A 23633-nucleotide genomic window follows, 5' to 3' on the forward strand; every position below is an offset into this window, starting at 1 on the left:
ATTCTACACATTTAGTCACTTAACAAAGTATAGAATATATTACATGAAATTTCAAAATTATTTTCATTACACATGAGCCCTTAAATTAAAAATACTTTTTATTTAAATTGCTTTATAGTTAAGATAACTTAATTATAAAGCGAGGTGTTTTATAGTGGACTCAAAAATAAATCTTATTCAAAAAATCAATGCTTCACAAAATCAGCTGAATATCCAACTCGCCAGCAGATATGAGCATGAACTCGATAACCAGCTTACCGCAAAACAAGTGTTACTATTAGAATTGATTCAAAACGGAATTGCTTCCACCAAAGATTTATCCCAGCATTTAAACACTTCTATGAGCGCCGTTAGCCAGCTGCTGAATAAATTGGAAGCGAAGGAATATATCACGCGTCATATTAATAAAGAGAACCGTCGTGAAATCATTTTAAATTTGGCACCGAAGGCAGAATTGTATTTTGATAAACTGCAAGAGCTTAACGATGACATCAATTATCATGTTTATGGGCAGCTTCCTTTAGAGGATTTGCAACATTTAGATCGAATACTTAGCCATTTAAATACCATTGTAGAAGAGGTGTAGTTGATGAATGTGATTCAAAAAGGTAAGTATCTGTGGCTGCTGATACTCAGTCTCATTTTGGTCAGTAATTATATGCTGTATCAAACAGCGGTCGGAGCTGAGGTTTTACCGCCGGAGACTAATCCGGTTGTTTTAGGCTCGTTAATTGATTTAGTTATTATCGGGCCACTATTTTTCATGCTGTATAGAAAGAAATTCTCTATCAAGACAGCTGTTTTATTCGCAGCAGCAGGCTGTATAATAGCAAGACTTCTTATTCCCTCTCACTTGTTAGGCCCTTATGCAACAATTACTTGGGTCGGGATAGGTGCAGAAGCAGCATTGGTGCTTTTTGAGCTTTTATTTGTTATCGCTTTTTTCCGATACCTTCCTAACATCATACAAAAAGTGAAAACAAGCGCATTGCCAGTTATTTTTTCATTCCCAAAAGCAGTGGACCATTATGTAAAGAATAACCCGATTATCCATGTGATTTGCTCGGAGTTTTTGGTTTTTTACTATGCGCTTTTCACTTGGAAAAAGACACCGCCAAACGGGATAACACTCCATAAAAAATCAAACTTTATCGCCTTTCAGATTATGATGATTCATGCAATTATTGTGGAAACGCTCGCTATTCATTGGTGGCTTCACGAAAAGTCTATTGTTATTTCTATAATTTTATTGATTCTCAATATCTATTCGGTGATTTTTTTGATAGCGAGTATTCAATCCATCCGCCTGAATCCAATATATACAGATGAAAAGGCTCTCTATGTATCATTCGGAATATTAAAACGGGTCAAAATTAATTTTCAGGATATTGAGAGCATAGTAGAGGATCCTGTTGTTTTGAAAAGTAAATTAGAAAAGGATACCATTGATTTTATCGCAAAGGATTTTGAGCAGGTTTATCCAGATATGATTTTAAAAATGAAAAATCCAGTTAAAGCAACTTTATTTATGGGGATTCAAAAGGAATATTCCAAGGTCGCTATTAAGTCAGATGATCCGGAAAAACTGAAGGCTGTTATTTTTGCTAAGTGACAATAATGATTGATTACGAAGATCTCCTCATTCCAACAATCTGTACCGAATTAGTGTAGGATTTTTTTAAATTGGGTATAGTAATTATGGACATCCTAGCAAGAGATGTAAACATGAAATACGGGTAATGTGACCTGAGTTTGATGATTGACCGGAAGCTCTGTTGCTGAAGGCAGCTTGTTGTTTTCATAATGGCAGACATCTATCATTCTCAGCTTACATTACAAAGTTTGTAAAGGAGATGAGATTGTGACTGTTAGTCATAACGGTTTTATTCTAAATGATGGTTCCGTACTTCCCTTCGTAGGACTAGGCACGATTGGTATTGACGGGAATCAGGGTACATTTGAAATTTTAAACGCCTTGAACCTGGGATACCGTTTAATCGATACTTCTACAAACTATAACAATGAAGGTATTGTCGGGGAAGCCGTGCGTCGATCTGCACTCCCAAGAGAAGAAATTTTAATCAGTGCGAAATTGCCCGGCTCGCACCATGAATACGATAAGGCATTTATCTTTATTCAGGAATCTTTACGCCGCATGGGACTAGAATATTTTGACAAGTATTTAATTCATTGGCCTAACCCTAAAGACGGCAAATATGTAGACGCTTGGAAGGCTTTAGTCGATGCTCAGAAACAAGGATTAATCAGAACCATCGGTGTTTCTAACTTTGAACCCGAACATTTAGATAACATTATCGAAGAAACAGGTGTGACGCCTGCTACAAATCAGGTAGAACGTCATCCGTATTTTCATAATAACCGCATGGTTGAAGAAAATGAAAAACGGGGCATTCTTACGGAAGCCTGGAGTCCTTTTGGCCGGGGTTATCTGAATGACGTGCTGGAAAATGCCACAATAAAAGAAATTGCGGATAGATACGATAAAACTCCGGCACAAATTATTGTGAATTGGAACTATCAGGCTGGCGTATTTACTATTCCAAAATCAAGCAATCCAATGCATCAAAAAGATAATATCAATAGCACCAACTTTGAATTATCTCCTGAGGATATGAAAACAATTGATTCGTTGGATAAAGGGGAAGACGGCCGTGTAGAAGGACAGGATCCCAACGAATATCACGAATATGTATAGACCGGCCATTTTTTGGCATTACAGCCTTTTAAATGAAGGGAAATTTCCTTTAGCGGGCATTTTTTGACGCATAAACATTTTCGATGGAGCGAGGAATCGTCCTATCGAAAAACGTTGTCTCAGACGTCTTGAGGACCTGTGTTCTGCAGGGGCAATCCAAACAGAGCCCATTACTGCGATAAACTCAGTGAAAAATTTTTTAAAAACGGCCGTGCTTCCTTTTAACATGTAAGAGGCGGTACCGACCCCCGAAAGTTAGAGTAGAAAAATCTAATTTTTGGGGGTGTTTTTATGGCCAAATATAATGAAGAATTTAAAATAAAATTGGTCACTGAGTATTTGTATGGGAACCTTGGATATATATCGTTGGCAAAAAAATATAATATGTCTAGCCCTAGTCCAATAAAAAATTGGGTAAGCTCCTATAAATCACAGGGAATGGGTGGATTGAAACGAAGAAAGACGAAGGAGGAGTATTCTGTTCAATTTAAATTAGATGCGGTACAATTTATGTTAGAAACAGGTGCTTCTTATCAAGAAACTGCTGTTCGATTTCATTTGAACAACCATTCCTTAATTGTACGCTGGATGAAAGCATTGCGTGAACAAGGAATAGAAGGCCTGAAACCAAGACCAAAAGGGCGACCTTCTATGTCTAAAAAACCGAATAAACAGAAGAAAAAGGAAGAAAAGAAGTTAACACGCGAAGAAGAATTAGAACGTGAGAATGAATTATTGCGACTAGAAAATGCATACCTAAAAAAGTTGAGAGCTTTTCGGGAGGATCCGAATGCCTTCTACGAAAAGCACAAGCAAAGGTGGCATTCGAACTCAAAGAAGAAGGATTCCGATTAAAAGATATACTTTGTGTTGTAGGTATTCCTGAAGCAACCTACCATTATCACGTAAAGCATTTTGGCAGAGAAGACACGGATACAGCAATAAAAGAACGCATTACATTCCTGTTTAAAAAGTTTCATGAACGCTATGGTTATAAACGTATCACGAAAGAATTAAAGAAATTAGGGCATGAAATTAATCATAAAAAAGTGTATCGCATTATGCGAGAATTAGGTTTAAAATGTGTGAAATTTATGCGGAAATCCCGCAAATATAATTCCTATAAGGGAAAGGTTGGTAAAGTGACGAAAAATCGAATATCCCGCTGTTTTGACACACCTATTCCTCTTCAAAAACTAGTAACAGATATTACAGAATTCAAATGTCTTGGAGAAGAGAAATTATATTTAAATCCGATTCTTGACCTTTACAACGGAGAAATTATTGCGTATGAAATCAAGAAGTGACCAACGTTAGATCTTGTCATGGAACCTTTAAAAGAAACGATGGAGATCCTAAAGAATCGGGCAACCTGCCGTACCACGCTTCATTCCGATCAAGGCTGGCATTATCAACACAACCAATGGGTGAAGACTTTAAAAGAAAATAAAGTATTCCAAAGCATGTCACGCAAAGCAACCTGTGCAGATAACGCTTCGATGGAGAATTTCTTCGGTATTTTAAAGCAAGAAATGTACCATGGAGAAGAATTGGTAAGTTATGAAGAATTAAAAAACAGATTGAAGAATATATCTACTGGTATAATCATGAACGAGCAAAAGAGAAATTGGCTGGGCTGAGTCCAGTCGAATACCGAACTCAATCCAGCCAATCAGCTGCATAACACAACTCTAACTTTTAGGGGTAACCACCGGCTCGGCTGTTTTTGTTTATTTTTAATTTCCGCTCCTGTTCTCGCCAAACTCTGTAACTTTTCTCCATAATTGCTATAATGAACAAGTAAGATGCTTAAAAGGGAGAGGAACAAAGCAATGAAATACGATGTAATATTTTTTGATTTGGATGATACATTATTTGACTTTGGCAAATCAGAGAAAGGGGCTTTACAAAAAACATTTGAAGCCTTTGGATTGCCGAATGGACTTATAGACTATCGGAGCAGCTACCGGGAAATCAGCAATGTGCTCTGGGGCGAATTGGAGCAAGGAAAGCTGTCGATAACAAAATTAGGGACAGAACGCTTTAGAAGATTATTTGAAAAGCATGGTCTTTCTTTGGATGGAACAGCATTTAACCATGCTTACCTTGAAAATTTAAGCAAAGAAATATACCTGGTGGATGGTGCTGACATCTTATTTGATTCGCTTCCTGAACAGCGTTCCGCGATTATCACGAACGGGTTTAAGCATGTGCAATTACCTAAGATTGGAAACTCACCGCTTCATAACACGTTTGAAGCGGTAATTATTTCAGAGGAAACAGGTTTTCAAAAACCGGATTATCGCATATTTGATTATGCTTTTTCCAAGCTTGGACTCACCGATAAAGCAAACGCATTAATGGTCGGAGATTCCTTAACCTCTGATATGCAGGGCGGTATAAACTATGGAATTGATACATGCTGGTTTAATCCCGACCATAAGGGAAACTTGACAGGAATGGAGCCTACATATGAAATCAATCATTTAACAGAGCTTATTCCGATTGCTAAATGATGGATAGCCAAAGAAGGAAGGTTCCGTATGAAACCTTCCTTCTTTGCTGTTTTTTTCTATTCAATCGGAGCTAGATTTGCTTCAATTTCAGCACGCTTTTCTTCTAAGAATGGCGGTAAATCAAGTTTTTCCCCCAAATGCTCCACATCCCCATCAACAGTGAATCCTGGACCATCTGTCGCGATTTCAAATAAAATACCATTGGATTCGCGGAAATATAAGCTTTTAAAGTAAAAACGGTCCACGATGCCCGATGAACGGAATCCGCGTTCCTTGACTTGTTCTTCCCAATATTGAAGCTCTTCATGGCTTTTTACACGAATCGCTACATGATGAACGCTGCCGCGACCTGGTCTTTCCGCAGGACCGTCTAAATATTTCACAACGATTTCTCCAAAAGCCTGGCCCGGAACAGATTGAAAAATAGCTTCCCGCTCGCTGCGGCTGACCTCTGTATAACCAAACATATCTGTCAATGTGGACGCCAGCTTATCCATTCTTTTTACGGTTATCTCCACGGATCCCATACCTTGGATTTGATGTTCAGCAGGTACTTCTGATTTTTCCCAGGTTTCCCAATGGTCTGCTTTTTCTCCATTGGCAACAAGCAATACCATCTGCAGTCCTTCCGGGTCTTCGAATTTCATTGCAGTTCGATTGGCATAGGTTGTTATCCCGCCGTGTAAAACATTGTACGTATCAAAGCGTTCTTCCCAATAACGCAGACTCTCTTCCGATGGAACTAAGAGACCAATCCGAGTAATAGCATTCGTCCCCCGATGTGTGTGTCCAACCATCGGGATTTCGAAAAAGGTTAACTCCGTGCCTGGACTGCCTGTTTTATCCCCATAAAATAAGTGATACATGGAAGGATCATCTTGGTTCACTGTCATTTTCACACGACGTAAACCTAATACATCACGATAAAAACGATTATTTTCATTTGCATTTTTTGTAACCATCGAAATATGATGGTGTCCTGGAATGGTATACATAACCGATTCCTCCTTTATCAGTTTACTAGTCAAGTTATAATAAAAAAAATAATAGACGTATTATTTTTTTAATTTGCTTTCTGTATGCTTCTGCAGCTTCGACATCAGCATATATAATGTCCGCTGCTCTTCTTCTGTTAAACAGTCATCGATCACAGAAGTTTGAAAAGCCAGCTGATGTTCAAAAACTTCATCTATCTTGGTTTCTCCCTTTGACGTCAAACTTATCCATTTCGTTTTCCAATCCTGCTTACGCTTGATATATCCATCCTGCTCCAGGCGGGCAAGCATTCGTGAAATACCTCCCTCTGACACGGTCACCCGGGCAGCAAGTTCACTCTGCGTGAGAGGCTGATAGGACCAAATCTGGTTTAATACATCAAATTGGGCTACGGTAATATCAAATTGCTTTAGAAAGTCATTGGACAGCAGATTGCTCTGATGCATGAAGCGGACAATCCGAAGCCAAATCAAGGAACCAAGGGTATTCTTTTTCATTCGCCTCATATCCTTTCTATATCTTCATTTTACTACTCAAGTGATAATAATGCAACAAAAATATATTTAATTAAAGATATTTTTTCGTATTAAAAGAAGGCTACCCTTGATATGGATAACCTTCCTTTCATGTACATTAAGCATGAATCCGTTTATTCAACGAAACCATTTCCAATAAACCTAACGCAGCTTCTCCACCCTTATTCCCTGCTTTTGTACCAGCTCTCTCCAATGCCTGCTCAATCGTTTCTGTTGTCAGCACACCAAACATTACTGGAATTTCTGCGTTCAAGCCGATTTGCGCGATACCTTTGGCTGCTTCATTACTGACAAGTTCATAATGTGTGGTTGCGCCGCGAATAACTGCTCCCAGTGTAATAATTCCATCGTACTTTTTTGTCTTTTCTACCTGCTTTGTCACATACGGAAGCTCAAACGCACCCGGTACCCAGAAGATATCGATATCCTCTTCGTTTACCCCGTGCCTTTTCAAAATGTCCTTGGCACCTTCCAATAATTTAGAAGTGATCAGCTCATTAAATCTTGAAACCGTGATTGCTACTTTCAATTGCTCTCCTTGGAACATTCCTTCATATACAGTCATAATCATTCTCCTTCTACAGATAATAGGTGATGAAATTTATCTTTTTTTATTTTTAAATAGTGTTTATTTTCATGATAAACAGTTGTTTCTAATGGTACCCTTTGAGCCACCTCAATACCGTATTGCTGTAATTCACTTACTTTATCCGGATTATTCGTCAGCAAACGGATTTTTGATATTCCTTCCTTTTTCAACAGCCATGCGGCGATATCATAATGGCGCTCATCCGGAAGAAAGCCGAGAGAAACATTCGCTTCATAGGTATCTGCTCCCTGCTCCTGTAATTCATACGTCTTTAATTTATTGAGCAGTCCAATTCCTCTTCCTTCCTGCCTTAGATATAGAATGGCGCCACGCCCTGCATCGGCAATCATTTGCATGGCTCTCTCCAGCTGTTCCCCGCAATCACAGCGATGGGAACCAAAAATATCTCCGGTTAAGCATTCCGAATGTACTCTGACTAAGATAGGCTCATCGATATCCTTGATTTCTCCCATCGATAAGACGAGCTGGTCTTTGCCATCTTTGTCCTGATAAAGGGACAAGTCAAAGTCTCCATGCTTGGTCGGAAGCTTCACTTTAGCATTTGCGTGGATACTGGAATAAGCCAAATAATCTGCAAGCTCTTCGATGGTAACCAGCGGCATATTCCATTCTGTCGCAAGCTGTCTTAAATCCTGCAGTCGTGCCATGTCTCCGTCTTCCTTTAAAATCTCGCAAATATAGGCTGCTTCGCAGTCTCCTGCCAGTTTTGCTAAATCAACCGCAGCCTCTGTATGTCCCCTGCGTTCCAGTACTCCGCCATTCTTTGCTATTAACGGAAAAATATGACCTGGTCTGTTGAAATCAGCCGCTTGGCTACTTCTATTTGCCAATTCCTGAATTGTCTTTGCCCGTTCAAATGCAGATATCCCTGTGGTTGTTTCTTTATGGTCCACGCTGATAGTAAATGCTGTTTGATACTCGTCTGTATTTTCACTGGTCATTTCCCATAAATTTAAGTTCTTGGCAATGTTTTCGGAAACTGGCGCACAAATTAATCCCCGGGCATGCTTTGTCATAAAATTGATTGTTTCCGCAGTTGCTTTGCTGGAAAGCCCAACTAAATCGCCCTCTGCTTCCCTGTCCTCATCATCTGCAACTATAATCAGCCGTCCTTGTTTCAATGCAGTAACTGCAGCTTCGATATGGTTTATCATCTTTATTTCCCCTCTATTCTCCAGCGTATTTACTTAACATTTGATTCTTTTCTGTGCCTATCATGGCTTTGATATATTTTCCAAGTATATCCGTCTCTATATTCACGAATTCACCTTGTTTTAACTGTCCCAGATTGGTGTGATTCATCGAATAAGGAATGAGTGAAATACTAAATGATCCTGGTGTGACAGCTGACACAGTCAAGCTTGTCCCATTAACCGCAACCGAACCTTGGGCCACGATTTCTCCTTGTATTTCCGGTGGATAATAGAACGTGAGAACAATGGAATTCTCCTTTTTTACTTTTTTAATCAATCGTGCGGTGATATCTGCATGACCTGAAACAATATGCCCCTCTAAGCGTCCGTTCGCAGGCATCGCCCGTTCCAGATTCACCGCCGCATGTACATGCACATCAGAGAATGTTGTTTTATGAAATGTTTCCGGCATAATGTCTACGGTAAAATCTGAATCGGTCACTTCGATGGCAGTTAAGCACACTCCATTGATTGCCATACTGTCTCCAATTTGATAATCCTGCAGAAGTTCGCTGGAGGCCGTGCATGTCAATTCAATATGCCGGCTTGCTTTTCTGATTTTCTTGACTGTCCCTACTTCCTGAATCAACCCTGTAAACATCCTTCTTCCCCCTCCTGCTTACGATTCGTATATCTTCACCAACGGCTTCCACACTCTGTAAAGCTAAAGGCATTACTGACGAAACCTTTCTATCACTGTAAAAAGCGGGCACTCCATTGCCGCCAATCAGCTTAGGCGAGATGTACGTAATCACTTCTTCAAATTTATTTTCTGCCAGGAATGCATCATGAATTTTGCTTCCGCCTTCCACATAAACCGATTGAATCCCTTCTTTCTGCAGGTAATCAACTACTTTTGGGATGGTCCAGTACTGGTCTGGTATTAACCGGACATGCTCCGGCGTATTCGCGATGGAATCGTTTTTTGTAAACACCCAGACTGGAACAGCTTCTTGATAAATCTGGTACTTTTCAAAATCCAGTGCTTGTCCTCTCCGGTCTAAAATAATGCGAACCGGCGGAAAATCAGTGATTACATTTGGTAATAGCTTGGGATCATCCGCTAAAATGGTTCGGCTCCCTGTCAAAATAGCCTGGTAATATTGCCGCTCTTCACGTACTTTTTTATAGGTTTCCTCTCCAGTGAGATACGTCCGCTGAGACGGTTCAATAGAGAGCTTCCCATCCAGGCTGACAGCTTGCTTTAATACAATATACGGCCGCTTTCTCCTATGAAAATAGTTATAATGCTTGTTTAACGCTTCCGCCTTTTCCTGCAATATACCGGAAACGACTTGTATCCCTTGTGATTCTAAATAAGCTTTTCCTTTGCCTGCTACCACAGGGTTGGGGTCAAGCTGTGCAATCACAACCTTGGAAATACCGCTGTCTATAATCATTTGGGTACAAGGGGGCTGTTTTCCGGTATGATTACAGGGCTCCAGCGTCACATATATCGTTGCATCAATCATCTCTTCGGGCGATTCACATTGGTCGACAGCCATTTTTTCTGCATGCTTGTCACCGTATTTCGAATGATAGCCGGTCGCTAAAATGACACCGTCTTTCACAATTACTGCACCGACTAATGGATTAGTATATGTCTTTCCTCTTCCTAAACCCGCAAGCTCTATGGCTTGCTCCATGTACCGTTCGTCCATGCGTTCCCTCCTTTCTTAAACACGAAAAAGCCCCGTGAAAAAATCACGGGGCGTCCTTAAATAAACTATGTCCAATACACCTGAACAGTTCAAAAAAGAGTACACTACACCCATTCATGTGTTGACTTACTTTTCTTCTCCCATCCAGACTATTACTGTCGGCTCTAGAATCTCACTAGATCCACCGCTAAACGCGGGTCACGGACTTCAAACTCGATATGTTTGTCACCGCCGGTCGGGAATTACACCCTGCCCCGAAGAATAATATTAAATTTTGTTATTAGCTTTTGTTACCTTTAATGCTCTCACATAGCTTGTTATATGGCTTATCACTATATTAATTAAATTCCAATATCCTGTTATATCCTTAAAAACCTACCAAAATCCTACCAAGAATCTTAATTCAAATTCTGACATGTTAAAAATGATAATATCAGTTAAAAGTGTAAAATGCAAGACATTATTTTTATCACGAGTTAATGTTCATTGAAAACAAAGACGATTCTTTATTATTGTTTATTTCATCCTTTAAACCCAAAAAATAATCAATAAACCATCCTAATTCACCTCCTATAATAAGCCCTCACACCGGTTACCCTCCCCATATAAGCCCTATCCCGCCTAAGAACACGGCACACCAAAAGTAAAATTAAAAAGCAATATAATACGAGATAAAGCAGTCATTTCAAGTTCTATTCCAGAGATACATATGTAACATTGACGTACGCTAAAGAGAATATGACATGTTTTTCATAGTATTATGACGGGTATAGTGAAGTTCAATATTTTTTATTTCATTTCTACTTGGAAATCCTCTTAAAATTTTATGAAAAGGAGTTTATCTATGTCCTTACAAATTGTCGGTTTTGCTGTTATTATACTAGCCGCTCTGCTCGTAATCGGGAAGCTTATCCGATTGAAAATCCCCATCCTTCAAAAACTCTTCTTACCTACGTCTTTGATAGGTGGTTTCTTAGCACTCTTATTGGGGCCGGAAGTATTAGGCCGGCTAACTACAGATGGTTTTCTTGATGCTGGCTTCTTTACTAAAGATATGGTAGAAGTTTGGGCGGGTTTACCTGAGCTATTGATTAATATTGTTTTTGCATGTTTATTTATTGGATTTATCTTACCAAAGCCTAGAAAGATGTGGAGGGTTGGCGGACCGCAAATAGCCTTAGGCTACACAATATCCTGGGCTCAATACGTAGTAGGTATATTACTAACGCTTACCGTATTAACCCCCTTTTTTGGACTTAGTCCTGCAGCAGGAGCACTGATTGAAATTAGCTTTGTTGGCGGCCATGGCACTGCTGCCGGCTTACAAAGTACATTTGAAGAACTCGGATTCTCTGAAGGTTATGACCTTGCTATTGGTTTAGCAACGGTAGGAATACTGTCCGGCGTAGTAATTGGTATGATTATGGTGAATTGGGCTGCACGAAAAGGGAAATCGCAGACGTTACGTCATCCCGATGAAATTTCTTTTGAACAACGAACGGGCATTATCAATAAAGAACACCGTAAATCGGCAGGTACGAAAACTACCTCTCCGCTATCAATTGAACCATTTGCATTTCACTTAGGTCTAATTGGTATTTCTATATTCATTGGTTATGTACTATTAGAAGCGTTTGTTTGGTTAGAAGATGCAACGTATGGAAGCGCACTGGATATTTATTTATTTGAATATGTTCCTTTGTTTCCATTTGCAATGATTGGCGGGATAATTGTCCAAATCTTTCTATCCCGCTTTGATTATCATGAACTAGTTGATCGGGATACGATTAACACAATACAAGGAGTAGCACTGGATTTTCTAATCATTAGTGCCATGGCTTCACTAAGCTTGCAAGTAATTGGAGCTAATATCATTCCATTTATTTTACTTTCCATTGTCGGTATAGCTCTTAATATCTTCCTCTTCCTATATCTCGGACCTAAGATGATTCCGAGTTACTGGTTTGAACGAGGAATTGGAGATTTTGGTCAAAGTACCGGAGTTGCAGCGACAGGAATAATGCTTATGCGTATTGTGGATCCAGAGAATAAATCGCCTGCACTCAATGCGTTTGGTTATAAACAAATATTATTTGAACCAATGGTTGGTGGCGGCCTTGTAACTGCTGCTTCCGTACCATTTATCATCCAATTTGGAGCAATTCCTGTATTAATAGCAGTGATTTTATTAACCACTGCATTTTGGTTATTAGGTACCCTATACTTTGGAAAAAGGAAAGAATTCGATTAGCATATGAGCAACAGCATGAGTACTATTTCATGTTGTTGCTTTTTAACTCTGAAGCACCAGAAAATAATACCCCTAACGAGAATAACCAAGATACTGCAACATTTGCTGAATCTGGGGCTTCTTTTAATAATCCATCAATAGACAAAGCGTCAGGCTGATAGGCCGTAGTCATTGTACTTGAAGTACCAGCTCCTGCAATTATTTCACCAGTTGCAATAACTTTTATCGTTGACTTGTTTCTAATGTTATTTCTTCTACATCTTCTTTAACCAATAATTATTTTGCAAAAAAAGAGATAATTTCAAATAAGGATGTATGATTGACAATCTGATTAAAGTGATTTAGGGTATAGAACGGTGGAATTATACTTCCGTTGCTGGAGTATGATTCCACTTTTTATTTTTCTGCGTTTCTGTTGCCTATTTCATGATAATAAAAGAACATGTCGGGGCTTTTTCGCATTTCCCCTCGTAAAAAAAGTATATACTCATTAAATAGAAATTGGGATTCGGAGGAAGAATAAATGGATAGAATAATTAACAAACTGGAGGAAAAGAAGTAATGCAAGCTTCAAATAAAAAGAAGAACTCTTTAGATTTACCTACATTTCTGATAAGTGGCGGTGCGCTTATCCTATTTGTCATAGCCGCGCTGGTTAACGCAGACTTTGTTGCAAATATGGTGGACACTTTATTTGGATGGTCAGCTACTTATTTTGGAATCATTTATCAGATCGTTATACTGGGAACGTTTTTTATAGCTTTAATATTAGCCTTTTCGAAATATGGAAAAATCCGTTTGGGGAATATTGATAAACCGGAAATGAGTACATTTAAATGGATTTCTATAATTATGTGTACTTTATTAGCTGGAGGCGGTGTGTTTTGGGCAGCCGCAGAACCTTTGAGTCATTTTCTGGAGGTTCCTCCTCATTTTTCAGGAATTGAAAATGCATCACCGGAGGCCGTTGTACCTGCGCTTGCAATGAGCTTTGTTGATTGGGGATTCCTCTCATGGGCGATTTTAGGGACACTTGGCACGATTGTGTTGATGTATTCCCATTATCATAAAGGAATGCCATTAAAGCCAAGATCCCTTCTCTATCCAATCTTTGGAGAAAAAGTTATTTATAAAAGTGCATTTGGAACCATTGTCGATTCCTTTGCAATTATTTCTGTTGCAGCTGGAACGATTGGTCCGATTGGATTTTTAGGATTGCAGGCGGGCTACGGATTGAGCGCCATTACAAACATTCCGGACACACTCGCCGTTCATATTACCATTATTATTTTACTCGTTGTCGCCGCAGCTATTTCTGCTGTATCCGGCCTTCATCGGGGAATTCAACTTTTAAGCAGCTTTAATGTTATTTTGGCGGTAGCATTAATTATTGGCGTATTGATACTTGGCCCAGGATATTTTATTTTCAATCATTATCTTGAAGCGTTCGGGCTCTATGTGAACGAACTTATTCCATTCAGCACTTATCGCGGTGATGAGGGATGGCTCAACTTATGGACTGTATTTTTCTTTGCATGGTTTATCGGCTACGGTCCAATGATGGCTGTTTTTTCTGCCCGCATTTCGCGTGGACGGACCATTCGCGAGCTTATTGTAGCTGTTGCAATTATAGCTCCTGTCGTTTCGACTATCTGGTTTGCTGTTATCGGCGGCACTGGGATTTTCCAGGAATTAGAACTTCCAGGATCGATATCGACCGCCTTGAATGAATCCGGGCAACCTGCTGCCATGATGGCGATTACGGAACAATTACCGCTAGGTACCATTTTCAGTTTCTTGTTTCTATTAGCCACAATCATCTTTGTATTAACAACAACAGATTCTATGTCACTAACAATATCCATGGCTATCTCCGGTAACGGGCATCCGCCAAGATGGTTAAGAGCCTTCTTTGCGATGGTTATGGGCTTAGTAGCTATTGTCCTTGTATCCGTTGGTGAAAACAGTGTCAATTCATTACAGTCGTTTATCGTTGTTACTGCTGTCCCAGTTGTGTTCTTATTGCTGACTACCTTCTGGACAGCTCCGAAAGCATGTAAAGACTTGTATGAGAATCATAAAAAAGAGACGTTATCATAATCCTTCCTTCATTTCTTGAAGTGGAGGTCTTATAGCCAGCTATACTGTGCTGAATCATATCGGAACCAGCCTTTCTCTAATTTTGAAGGAAGGCTGGTTTTTATATAGGCTAAACATACATTATTAGACAATCCATTATAACATAATATTCCCAATATTATGTTATAATGGATTTCGGATGCAGGACCAACTGGTGCAACAAAAGAAATCACACCGCTGCCGTACCCTCTATTTAATTTTCATACAGATAATATTGATCAGGCTTATCAGCATATTAAAAAATTACAATATGAGATCGTATCGGAAATCGTAGAATTTGTTGATTTTGCTTATTTTAATATAAGCGACCCTGATGGCAATATAATTATGATATGAACTGGATAAGCAGCAGCCGCTTTGTAATTATCAAGCTTGATGCTTTGTTATCCTCACACCTAAATCCTCCAATAACGCAAAATATGGTGGAAATGTTTTAGAAACACAGCCGGGATCGTTTAACTCGATTCCTTCTGCTCTTGCTCCGATCAAGGCCAATGCCATCGCAACCCGGTGATCATCATAGGTGTTTAATAAGGCTGGTTTCGGCTTGCCAGGATAAACTTTTAACCCGTCGTTAAATTCTTCTGTTATGATCCCCAGCTGGGTTAATGCTTTACAGATAACACTTATCCGGTCAGATTCGTGATGGCGGATATGTGCAACACCTTTAATCGTTATTGGACCATCTGCGAAAGGCGCGATTGCCGCTAAAGTCAATGCCTGATCAGACATCTCTTTCATGGATATCTCAAAATCGCCTTTTAGTTTCATTGTGCCCTCTAATTCAATAAAATCAGCGCCCTTCGTAACCCGACAGCCCATTTGTTCAAAGACCTCCAGCATCTGAATATCCGGCTGTTTGGTTTTCTCTGTCAAACCATTTATCCGTATCCTTCCGTTTGTCACCGCCGCCAGCGCCAAAAAGTAGCAGGCCGCAGAGGCATCTGGCTCCAGTTGGATATCTTTCGCTTTGTACCCTTGAGGATTTATAACGATTTGCTGGAGCGCATGATCATCTTGTACATCTGCACCATACTCCTTCATTAAATCCAGGGTTAAATAAACATAGGCATGCTGCACAATTTCGTCCTTGATGGTTACTGTCGTGGTTTCATTGAAGCACGGTGCAGCAATCAATATCCCGCTGATAAATTGACTGGATATTGCACCTGAAAGGCTGACTTCTCCACCTTTCATTTCAGTTCCTTTAATCCGCAATGGATAATAATCTTTCGCAGCTAAATAATCGATTTCAGCACCAAGCTCTTTTAAAGCGTCAATAAGCGGTGCAACCGGTCTTTTACGCATGCTTTGACTCGCCTCCAGCTCCCACTCTCCTTCATGACACGCAGCCAAGACTCCTGGCAGAAATCTTGCAATGGTTCCAGCTGAACCTATATATAAATCAGCAGAATTCCACCAACCTCTGTTTCCATTGACATACGCTGTATTACCCTGAAGCTTGATATTCACTCCTAATTTTTTTAATGCCTCGATACACCAATAGGAATCATCACTTTTTAAGATGCCGCTTATTTGGGATTTACCGTCTGCTAAAGCGCTCATGATAAGCGCTCTGTTTGTCAGACTTTTACTTCCTGGAATAGTGATAGAATCCTCTATTCTATGCTTCCCAGGCGAAACAGTTATCCTTTCAATCCCTTGCAAAGAGGTCCAGGGACTTCTGGCTTTGCTGTCAAACATAAGATTTTCCTCCATCTTTATCTCCCCTTCTAACCGATGCTGTTTGTTCTTCATTATAATTTGGATTATGATATAAATGAAATTGTTATTTTTAATAAGAGCTATAGGTGGTGTCTATATCATAAATACAGACTTATATCGTGTATTTTACATAACAGCTATTGAAAAGAACTTTAGTAAAGCCGCACATCGTCTTTTTATTACGCAGCCAAGTGTGAGTCATTCCATTAAACAGCTGGAGAACGAACTGGGTATGCAGCTATTCACCAGAACATCAAAGGGAGTTCTGCTGACAAAGGAAGGAGACGTGTTATTTGATTATCTCAAACAAGCGTTTGATTTAATTCATCATGCAGAACAAAAAATGACAGAAATGAAAAATCTACAAAACGGGTCTGTTACCGTTGGAGGGAGTGATTCCACATGCAAGCATTATCTTCTTCCCTATATACAAACCTTTCAAGAGTTATATCCCGACATCCAAATCAGGTTACAGCATGGCTCGACACCACAGATTCTAGAAAAACTGGAAAATGGACTGATTGATATTGGCATTGTTCATCTGCCAGTGCATCAAAATAATATTTCTATAACGGAGTTTTTAAGTCTTCACACTACATTTGTTGCCGGGAAGAAGTTTCAGCACTTATCGAAAGAAAGACTTTCTCTGTCAGCAATCCAAGAATATCCGCTTATTTCTTTTTCCGAAGCAAGCAGCTCCAGGAAATTTCTAAATCAGCTTTTTCTTACACGAGAATTGGAAGTGCAGTCTGATATAGAAGTTGGCAGCGTGGAATTATTAATCGAATGTGCAAAAATTGGTATGGGTATTGCGTTTGTTGCGAAAGAGCTTGTATCAAAGGAGTTAGCTGGTAAGGAACTATTTGAAGTGAGCATCGATGAAGATATTGAAAAAAGACAAATTGGATTGGCCACGAAGAAAAATGCTCCCTTGTCTTTGGCAGCTGACACTTTTTTAAATCATTTGTTAAGCTGACTGAATTTTATGGAATATGGAACACGAATAAGAAAAGGGCATCAGCAGCTCTCCGCCGTATCCTATGCCCTCCCATCCTGCTCAGGCCGCAAAAATAACGACTTATCGATAACTGGTGAGATGTCTATTTGCGGGTATTCGCGCTGTATAAGCTGGTAAACCTCCTGCACGATTTTTTCTAATTCCTTTAGAGAATCTGTGGGATTATCCAAGAAAACAGACGCTAGACGGCTGTATATATTTTCAGGGACAATTGTCATTAATTCCAATGTCTGCCTTTGCCATTTAAAAGCAGGATGATGGACATACTGTTTATTTAAGCCAGACAGCATGCCCATGAGGTGTGTTTGAACATCTGTCATTACTTTATATAGCATCAGCCAGTCTTTCCGATGTAGCAATGCAGCTCGGTTTGTCCAGCTATTACTTAAAAACATATATTCTTTTATCATGGCGATACTCAATTCATCCGGATAGGAATGTACCTTTTCCTTCAAATCCTGTATAAGCGACTTCCCGCTTAACGCAGCACCATCATATACAGCCGCTGCAATACATTGTTTATATACATCGGGGTTAAAAAACACAATGACATCCTCTATGATCTCTGCAATCGTTTGTGTTAGAAAATTACTTATTTCTAATTTTATTCCCTCTGTAATAAAGCTTTCTGACCATTCCTCTTCTTCATAAGGGTGAAAATCAATGATATTTCCTGCCAGCTTTGTAATTGGCTTTTTTCTATCCTCCTCTGTCGGCGGCTCTTTCCAGAAAATAAACAGTTCAATATCGGAATAGGAATCATGCCAGTTTCTGGATACTGAACCGCCTAATAAAACAGCTTCTACTTTGGGATTAGCTTGATACATTTTTGAAGCTTTGGATGCTAATTTATTTAAGTCCATGATACCGTGCACCTCCTTACGCCACTTAAAAGTACTCTATTCATCACTTTTTTAATTATTCTCCGTCTATGAATTTCCCCATTAGCATAGATTGTTCGTACTTTCCGCATCATTTTTGATGATATGTTTAAACCCCGCTTCATCAATATAGGCTTCTCCTCTTTCCCTATCCATATATTCTGTTTCTCCATCTATTGGCAGTCTGATATTCGAAAATCTTTTGGCATCTTTTTCTTTAGCAGTTCTTATCAGATATTCAGCGCTGCGGGCATGAATTTTTTCTGGTTAGCTATCATAATCTCTTTTCATCTTTTCTCCTTATAGCTGGTCTCCATTAAAACACACAATACGGGTTGTTTCCTCTGGATATCCTGCTCTGACAGCAGAAATGATTTCATCTTTCCTTTTTTCCGCCTCTTTCTCTTCCAAGCAGAGCACAACATCCTCTACATCATGCGGACCAATCCGCCAATGTCCAAGCACTGCTCCTTTCCATTCGCCATCAATTAAAAGATACTGAAGAACTTCACTTCCTTTAAACCGGTCTTTCAGTTCATCCAAATCTGCTCTGACTAAATAATCTGATTTATCCAGCATAAATACAGATTGTGGCATCTCGTTATCCGTTAAATCTAAATCCTTCTTCTGAACGAACCCTTCCCCAAGTCCATCCACTTCTAACTTTACAATCGCTTCTCTTTCCATTAACACGGTTAAAGCGCCTTGGATTGTTTTCAGCTTTAATTGGGTCCAGCCTTTAATTTGATCTAAGGTGGCAAATACCATTACATCAAAAAAACGTAACAGCATCTGGGCTGCTGCTGAAGTACTATCTAGCTCCCATTCTATCTCCGGCCACTCTGTTTTAAAATCGAACCAGCCTGTATTCCAATCCGTATCTATTTGTAACTCATAAACTAAAAAAGCTTCCTGCAATCTTTTTAAGGCAGCAGTAATTTCTCGTGCTTTAAAAGGCAGTTCCTCTTTCAGCTGATTCTTTGATATACCGCCAGATTGTTGAATCATGGATAAAATCTCTTTTTGGAGCCCCGTCATTTTGGGGATAGGTTTTCGGAAAATAGTGCTATAAAGACTCAAATCATCTTCTAGTACGTATCCGATACGCCCGCCTTGAAAACGACCTTTTACTAACTGATGTTTTTTACGTATGCTTTCTGACAAAAAGGCATCATTAAAAGCTATCCTATGCACCAGCTGTGGCGGTTCGCCTGGACGGCTATTAAAAACCGGCGCTACAGGCTGTAATTTCTGAAATAGCTGTTTATAGGCTTTGATATCTTGCCTATCTTCAAGCGGCTTTGTTAATCTTTGCCTTTGTAAGCGTTCGCAAATAATTGTTTTCTTATTCAAATCAGATGCACCCCCACCTATTTCTTCTCTATTAAACATAAAGGTCAAACATATTAATATCGTAACCAAGCTGCTTTAAATAGTTAAAGAATTGCCCCCGATGATGAAATAGGTGAGAAACTTCTTCCACGAGCCAATGCGCCTGTGTTTCCCCTTTTTCCAGGTAAAAGGGTTTCGTCTTTTTCGTTAAAAAATCGTCAACTGACAAGGAAAGCATATAATTTTTGTACAATTGTAAGCCTTGATTCATCGCTTCAATCAGTTCCTCAGAAGATTCCAGCTTCTCATATTTTGATTCTAACTGTTTAATGGTCTCCTGATCCTTTTCCTGCCAAAGATTCAAGTCTACTTCTGGTATCGATACGATGTGTTGCGCCAACTCCCTGAGGCTGCGCATATTTTCTGCCGGCCGGTAATTCCAATCCTTCTCCTCCACCTTTTTTAACAATCCTTCCATAGACTGGATACCAAGATCCAACTCTGCTAATAACTCGTCTCTTAAAATAGCTGCAGCATTCATTACGCTCATCCTTTCATTGTTTTTTCTACCCTATCATGGAATCATGACAAATCCTGTCATCATTGATAAAAATAGTTGAAAAATTAATGGTATCTCTCCAGCAAATCTTTTAACTTTCTTTTCATAAGGGCTATTGCTTCTTCTGGTTCTATAATTTGCGCTTCCCTGCCAAAATTCCAGACCAGATCAACAAAGTATGTCAGCTCGGTCTTTGGTATGTTCATTTTCACCCAGCCAGCTCCATCCTGCAGCTTCTGAACATGCCTTTCTAAATCCATTTCTGACATCGCCCGCCGTACTCCTTCTCGTGTTAACTCCACTGTAAACGGAATCGGGTCAGAAACCTCAGATTCTGATAGCTCAATCCAGTCCATCACGGATGAATAAGGCAATTCCTGCCCTTTTTCATTAGTAAGCTCCGCTTTTTTTATTCGATCTGCACGAAATAAACGAATATCCTCACGCAGAAAACAATAGGCCGGACAATACCAGAAACCATTATGACTGTACAAGCCGATGGGCTGAATCATTCTCTCTTTTATTTCCTTTTGACTGTCATATTGAATCGTAAGCATAGATTGATCTACCGCTGCATTTAATAATATATCCAGTTCATTTGCGGTCTGTACACGACTTGGATTCCAAAAAACAATCCGGTCCTTCATCGTATCGATACGCATTCTCGCATCATTTGGCAGGTAGCTATATAATTTCTTTAAAACATAGCCTGTTTCTGTTTCAAATGGTAAAGCCCCGATAAATTGCAAAGATTGAAAAGCAAAATAAAGGGCAATGGCTTCTGACTCTTTTAATAAAACTGGAGGAAGCATCCGCTCGTTCAATACATAATAGCCGCCATCCGCGCCAACTTCTGAATAAAGCGGCACCCCCAGCTCACTTAATTCATCCAAATCTCTGAGAATCGTCCGGTAGGAAACATTAAATTCCTCTGCCAGCTCTCTCGCTGTGAATTTGCGTTTTGCATTTACTGTCATCATTAGCTCAATTAAACGTTTGGTTTTCGACATGGCATTTCCTCCATTCGCATGCAAGGCAGGGGCTAGGTATATGAGTTACATGAGAACACTTTCAAATTTCCTTTTGTCTTTATTGCACTGTTAACTTCATATTCTCTTTATTTTATCACGAAAAACCGTCCGTAAAACTCCCATTGAGTGAAGTTTCGTTTTATATTCAGATATTTCTATAAAATAATTTGTGCAGCATTTCATTCAGTCTGATTATGCTATACAATATAGACAGATAAAAAAGGGCGTGGTACATATGATAGAGTTCGAAGACAGATTAATAGCGATTCTCCAGCAAGACAGCTGTATCCTATCGATTTTACAAACAGTAGACAGATTACAACTGAATGATTGTTGGGTTGCTGCGGGATTAATCAGAAGTAAAGTTTGGGATATCTTATATGATTATCATACAAAAATAAATGATATTGATGTTATTTATTTTGACCAAACGGATCTTTTCGAAGTTACAGAGAAAAAACTAGAAGCGAAATTAGAAAAATGGATGCCTGGACAGCCATGGTCTGTGAAAAATCAAGCGAGGATGCATTTAAAGAATAACAACCTCCCTTATACCTCTTCCTTTGATGGTGTTTCTCACTTTCCTGAGACACCCACTGCCGTTGCTGCGCAGATGTCTCACCATGAAATTAAAATAATGGCTCCTCATGGTTTACAAGATTTATTTCAAGGCATTGTCAAACCAACGCCGGATTATGTAAAAGGTACAAGGCTCCATTCTATTTATAGAGAACGGATGCATAATAAAAAATGGGATTCAGTCTGGAAAAATTTAATTATAGAATATTAATGCGATACATGAAAACTTATCCTTATCTTATTAATAAAAAACAGAACATTACATATTATTTACATTCTATTCATCCTCAGTTAAAGTCTGCCACCTACAATGAAGTTAGATTCAATTTCGAAGGAGGATAATGGTATGTTAAAAAAGCTTGGAGTGACAGCGTTAAGTGCCGGAATTATTTTTTCAGGAGTAAGTACCACAGCAGCGAGCGCAGACGGAAACAGCCAATTGAATAATAGCGGAGAAAATGGAGAGAAGGCGGAAAATATCATTTATATGATACCCGATGGTTTTAACGCTGACTACGCAACCAATTATCGGCATTATAAAGGGGAGCCTGCCGTATGGGATAACCATTTGCAAGGAATGTATACTACATATTCCGCTGATTCCAATATTACCGACTCCGCTGCAGCAGGTACAGCTATGGCAACAGGTGTCAAAACGAATAATGGCGTTATTGGGTTGGACCCTGAAGGTAACCCGCAGCAGACGATTTTAGAAGCATCACAGAACAAAGATATGTCTACGGGACTAGTTGCTACTTCCACGATTACACATGCCACTCCAGCGGCATTTGGTGCTCATGTGGATGACCGGAACAAGGAAACTGAGATTGCCAGACAATTAATAGATAATGAGATTGATGTCTTACTTGGTGGCGGAAAAAATAATTTCCTTCCAGAATCAGCAGGCGGAAATCAAGAAGAAACGAACGTGCTTCAGCAAGCAGAAGAGCAAGGATATCAGCTTATTGAAAATCGCAATCAATTATTGGAAGCAGATATTGATTTAGAAAATGAGAATTTACTGGGACTATTCGCAGATGATGCCATGTCACCGGAATTGCATCGTGATACGGAGGAAGAGCCTAGTCTTGCAGAAATGACGCAAACTGCCATTGATACCCTAAACAAAGATGAAGACGGCTTTTTTCTGATGGTAGAAGGAAGCCAGATTGACTGGGCAGGTCATGACAATGATGCAGCATGGGCAATGACAGATGTAGGCGCTTTTGAAGAAGCAGTTCAAGAAGCAATGGATTTCGCTGAAAAGGATGGCAATACACTGGTTGTTGTTGGAGGAGATCATGAAACAGGCGGCATGACCGCAGGGGCTAACGGTTCAGGAACAGCAAATCCAGAGTTGCTTCATAGTGTAACGGCAACTGGTGAGAATATTGCTGCAGATCTAAATGAGGATCGCTCCAACACGAAAGAAGTGGTTGGTAACTATACGGATATGGAATTATCAGAAGAAGAAATTCAATCCATTCAAGAAGCAGAAGACCCTAAGATGGCTATTAACGCAGTCATCAGTGCAAAGGCCAATGTCGGATGGACAAGTACCAATCACACAGGGGTGGATATTCCCGTCTACGCATATGGACCAGGAGCTGATCAATTTTCAGGATCACTCGATAATACAGATTTACCAAAAATCATCGCTGATGCGGCAGAAATGGAACTAGGCGGAGAAATCAGCCAAAATCATTCTGAAGAAGAAGCCTATACGGTTAAACCTGGAGACACCTTATTTGAAATTGGCCTAAAATATAATTATTTATGGACAACATTGCAGGAAATCAATCAATTTCCAAATCCGCATTTGATTTATCCAGGCGACGAAGTGTATTTTAAATAAGTGTCTAGACAAAATTTAGATGCAGCTTATTAGAC

The 23633-nt window shown here is 39.5% G+C and carries 23 protein-coding genes, 1 pseudogene and 1 riboswitch; of the genes and pseudogenes, 13 read left to right on the forward strand and 11 right to left on the reverse strand.

Going from position 1 to position 23633, the window contains the following annotated elements; genetic code table 11:
- Window positions 1-154 precede the first annotated feature (154 nt).
- The 7 genes and pseudogenes from ACFO3P_RS12035 (at window position 155) to ACFO3P_RS12065 (ending at window position 5232) form a co-directional block, all read left to right on the forward strand.
- Window positions 155-586, forward strand: coding sequence for a MarR family winged helix-turn-helix transcriptional regulator (locus ACFO3P_RS12035; protein WP_193062581.1), 432 nt, complete (start codon window positions 155-157; stop codon window positions 584-586).
- A gap of 3 nt (window positions 587-589) precedes the next feature.
- On the forward strand, window positions 590-1612 hold the full coding sequence (locus tag ACFO3P_RS12040; protein ID WP_193062579.1) for a beta-carotene 15,15'-monooxygenase: 1023 nt from the start codon (window positions 590-592) through the stop codon (window positions 1610-1612).
- A 249-nt stretch (window positions 1613-1861) separates the two neighbouring features.
- Window positions 1862-2716, forward strand: coding sequence for an aldo/keto reductase (locus ACFO3P_RS12045; RefSeq protein ID WP_193062577.1), 855 nt, complete (start codon window positions 1862-1864; stop codon window positions 2714-2716).
- 291 nt (window positions 2717-3007) lie between these two features.
- Window positions 3008-3571: a helix-turn-helix domain-containing protein gene (locus ACFO3P_RS12050; protein WP_193062575.1), complete on the forward strand. Its 564-nt coding sequence runs from the start codon at window positions 3008-3010 to the stop codon at window positions 3569-3571.
- Window positions 3535-4023: an IS3 family transposase gene (locus tag ACFO3P_RS12055; protein WP_193062573.1), complete on the forward strand. Its 489-nt coding sequence runs from the start codon at window positions 3535-3537 to the stop codon at window positions 4021-4023. The genes ACFO3P_RS12050 and ACFO3P_RS12055 overlap by 37 nt, the downstream gene beginning before the upstream one ends.
- Before the next feature lie 225 nt (window positions 4024-4248).
- Window positions 4249-4400 (forward strand): annotated as a pseudogene (locus tag ACFO3P_RS12060) (IS3 family transposase).
- Between the two features lie 148 nt (window positions 4401-4548).
- Window positions 4549-5232, forward strand: coding sequence for a YjjG family noncanonical pyrimidine nucleotidase (locus ACFO3P_RS12065; RefSeq protein WP_042531264.1), 684 nt, complete (start codon window positions 4549-4551; stop codon window positions 5230-5232).
- 56 nt (window positions 5233-5288) lie between these two features.
- On the opposite strand, the gene ACFO3P_RS12070 is transcribed toward ACFO3P_RS12065, so the two are convergent.
- The 6 genes from ACFO3P_RS12070 to ribD form a co-directional block, all read right to left on the reverse strand.
- Window positions 5289-6227 (reverse strand): ring-cleaving dioxygenase, encoded by a 939-nt coding sequence (locus tag ACFO3P_RS12070; protein ID WP_289584678.1) that lies wholly within the window; start codon window positions 6225-6227, stop codon window positions 5289-5291.
- Between the two features lie 60 nt (window positions 6228-6287).
- Complete coding sequence (locus ACFO3P_RS12075) at window positions 6288-6725, reverse strand: MarR family winged helix-turn-helix transcriptional regulator (protein WP_193062565.1); 438 nt, start codon at window positions 6723-6725, stop codon at window positions 6288-6290.
- A 136-nt stretch (window positions 6726-6861) separates the two neighbouring features.
- Complete coding sequence (gene ribH, locus ACFO3P_RS12080) at window positions 6862-7329, reverse strand: 6,7-dimethyl-8-ribityllumazine synthase (protein WP_193062564.1); 468 nt, start codon at window positions 7327-7329, stop codon at window positions 6862-6864.
- 2 nt (window positions 7330-7331) lie between these two features.
- Window positions 7332-8528: a 3,4-dihydroxy-2-butanone-4-phosphate synthase gene (gene ribB / locus ACFO3P_RS12085; RefSeq protein ID WP_289584677.1), complete on the reverse strand. Its 1197-nt coding sequence runs from the start codon at window positions 8526-8528 to the stop codon at window positions 7332-7334.
- A gap of 13 nt (window positions 8529-8541) precedes the next feature.
- A complete protein-coding gene (locus ACFO3P_RS12090) occupies window positions 8542-9168 on the reverse strand; it encodes a riboflavin synthase (protein WP_193062560.1) in 627 nt (208 codons plus the stop codon).
- Window positions 9101-10228 carry a bifunctional diaminohydroxyphosphoribosylaminopyrimidine deaminase/5-amino-6-(5-phosphoribosylamino)uracil reductase RibD gene (gene ribD, locus ACFO3P_RS12095; protein WP_193062558.1) on the reverse strand — a complete coding sequence of 376 codons (1128 nt, stop codon included), beginning with the start codon at window positions 10226-10228 and terminating at the stop codon, window positions 9101-9103. Before ribD ends, ACFO3P_RS12090 begins: the two co-directional genes overlap by 68 nt.
- A 128-nt stretch (window positions 10229-10356) precedes the next feature.
- A riboswitch (FMN riboswitch) is annotated at window positions 10357-10494 on the reverse strand.
- Between the two features lie 578 nt (window positions 10495-11072).
- Here ribD and ACFO3P_RS12100 point away from each other — a divergent pair.
- From ACFO3P_RS12100 to ACFO3P_RS12110, 3 genes are all read left to right on the forward strand, one after another.
- Complete coding sequence (locus ACFO3P_RS12100; protein WP_193062556.1) at window positions 11073-12479, forward strand: sodium/glutamate symporter; 1407 nt, start codon at window positions 11073-11075, stop codon at window positions 12477-12479.
- 561 nt (window positions 12480-13040) lie between these two features.
- The gene (locus ACFO3P_RS12105; RefSeq protein ID WP_042531247.1) at window positions 13041-14579 is read left to right on the forward strand and encodes a BCCT family transporter; all 1539 of its coding nucleotides are present in this window, start codon (window positions 13041-13043) and stop codon (window positions 14577-14579) included.
- 216 nt (window positions 14580-14795) lie between these two features.
- Window positions 14796-14954: a VOC family protein gene (locus ACFO3P_RS12110; protein ID WP_379542437.1), complete on the forward strand. Its 159-nt coding sequence runs from the start codon at window positions 14796-14798 to the stop codon at window positions 14952-14954.
- Between the two features lie 30 nt (window positions 14955-14984).
- On the opposite strand, the gene aroA is transcribed toward ACFO3P_RS12110, so the two are convergent.
- A complete protein-coding gene (gene aroA / locus ACFO3P_RS12115; RefSeq protein ID WP_256705564.1) occupies window positions 14985-16337 on the reverse strand; it encodes a 3-phosphoshikimate 1-carboxyvinyltransferase in 1353 nt (450 codons plus the stop codon).
- Between the two features lie 61 nt (window positions 16338-16398).
- On the opposite strand from aroA, the gene ACFO3P_RS12120 reads away from it, so the two are divergent.
- On the forward strand, window positions 16399-17319 hold the full coding sequence (locus ACFO3P_RS12120) for a LysR family transcriptional regulator (protein ID WP_289584676.1): 921 nt from the start codon (window positions 16399-16401) through the stop codon (window positions 17317-17319).
- 62 nt (window positions 17320-17381) lie between these two features.
- On the opposite strand, the gene ACFO3P_RS12125 is transcribed toward ACFO3P_RS12120, so the two are convergent.
- From ACFO3P_RS12125 to ACFO3P_RS12140, 4 genes are all read right to left on the reverse strand, one after another.
- The gene (locus tag ACFO3P_RS12125; RefSeq protein WP_289584674.1) at window positions 17382-18224 is read right to left on the reverse strand and encodes a DUF4037 domain-containing protein; all 843 of its coding nucleotides are present in this window, start codon (window positions 18222-18224) and stop codon (window positions 17382-17384) included.
- A gap of 318 nt (window positions 18225-18542) precedes the next feature.
- Window positions 18543-19595 carry a hypothetical protein gene (locus ACFO3P_RS12130; protein ID WP_256705561.1) on the reverse strand — a complete coding sequence of 351 codons (1053 nt, stop codon included), beginning with the start codon at window positions 19593-19595 and terminating at the stop codon, window positions 18543-18545.
- A gap of 31 nt (window positions 19596-19626) precedes the next feature.
- Window positions 19627-20115, reverse strand: coding sequence for a DinB family protein (locus ACFO3P_RS12135; protein ID WP_256705560.1), 489 nt, complete (start codon window positions 20113-20115; stop codon window positions 19627-19629).
- A gap of 83 nt (window positions 20116-20198) precedes the next feature.
- Window positions 20199-21143 carry a helix-turn-helix transcriptional regulator gene (locus ACFO3P_RS12140; RefSeq protein ID WP_289584673.1) on the reverse strand — a complete coding sequence of 315 codons (945 nt, stop codon included), beginning with the start codon at window positions 21141-21143 and terminating at the stop codon, window positions 20199-20201.
- Between the two features lie 256 nt (window positions 21144-21399).
- On the opposite strand from ACFO3P_RS12140, the gene ACFO3P_RS12145 reads away from it, so the two are divergent.
- A complete protein-coding gene (locus ACFO3P_RS12145) occupies window positions 21400-21954 on the forward strand; it encodes a nucleotidyltransferase family protein (protein WP_193062542.1) in 555 nt (184 codons plus the stop codon).
- Between the two features lie 135 nt (window positions 21955-22089).
- Complete coding sequence (locus ACFO3P_RS12150; RefSeq protein ID WP_256705558.1) at window positions 22090-23598, forward strand: alkaline phosphatase; 1509 nt, start codon at window positions 22090-22092, stop codon at window positions 23596-23598.
- Window positions 23599-23633 lie beyond the last annotated feature (35 nt).

Source organism: Oceanobacillus aidingensis (assembly GCF_042654105.1).
Taxonomy (GTDB): Bacteria; Bacillota; Bacilli; order Bacillales; family Amphibacillaceae; genus Oceanobacillus; species Oceanobacillus oncorhynchi.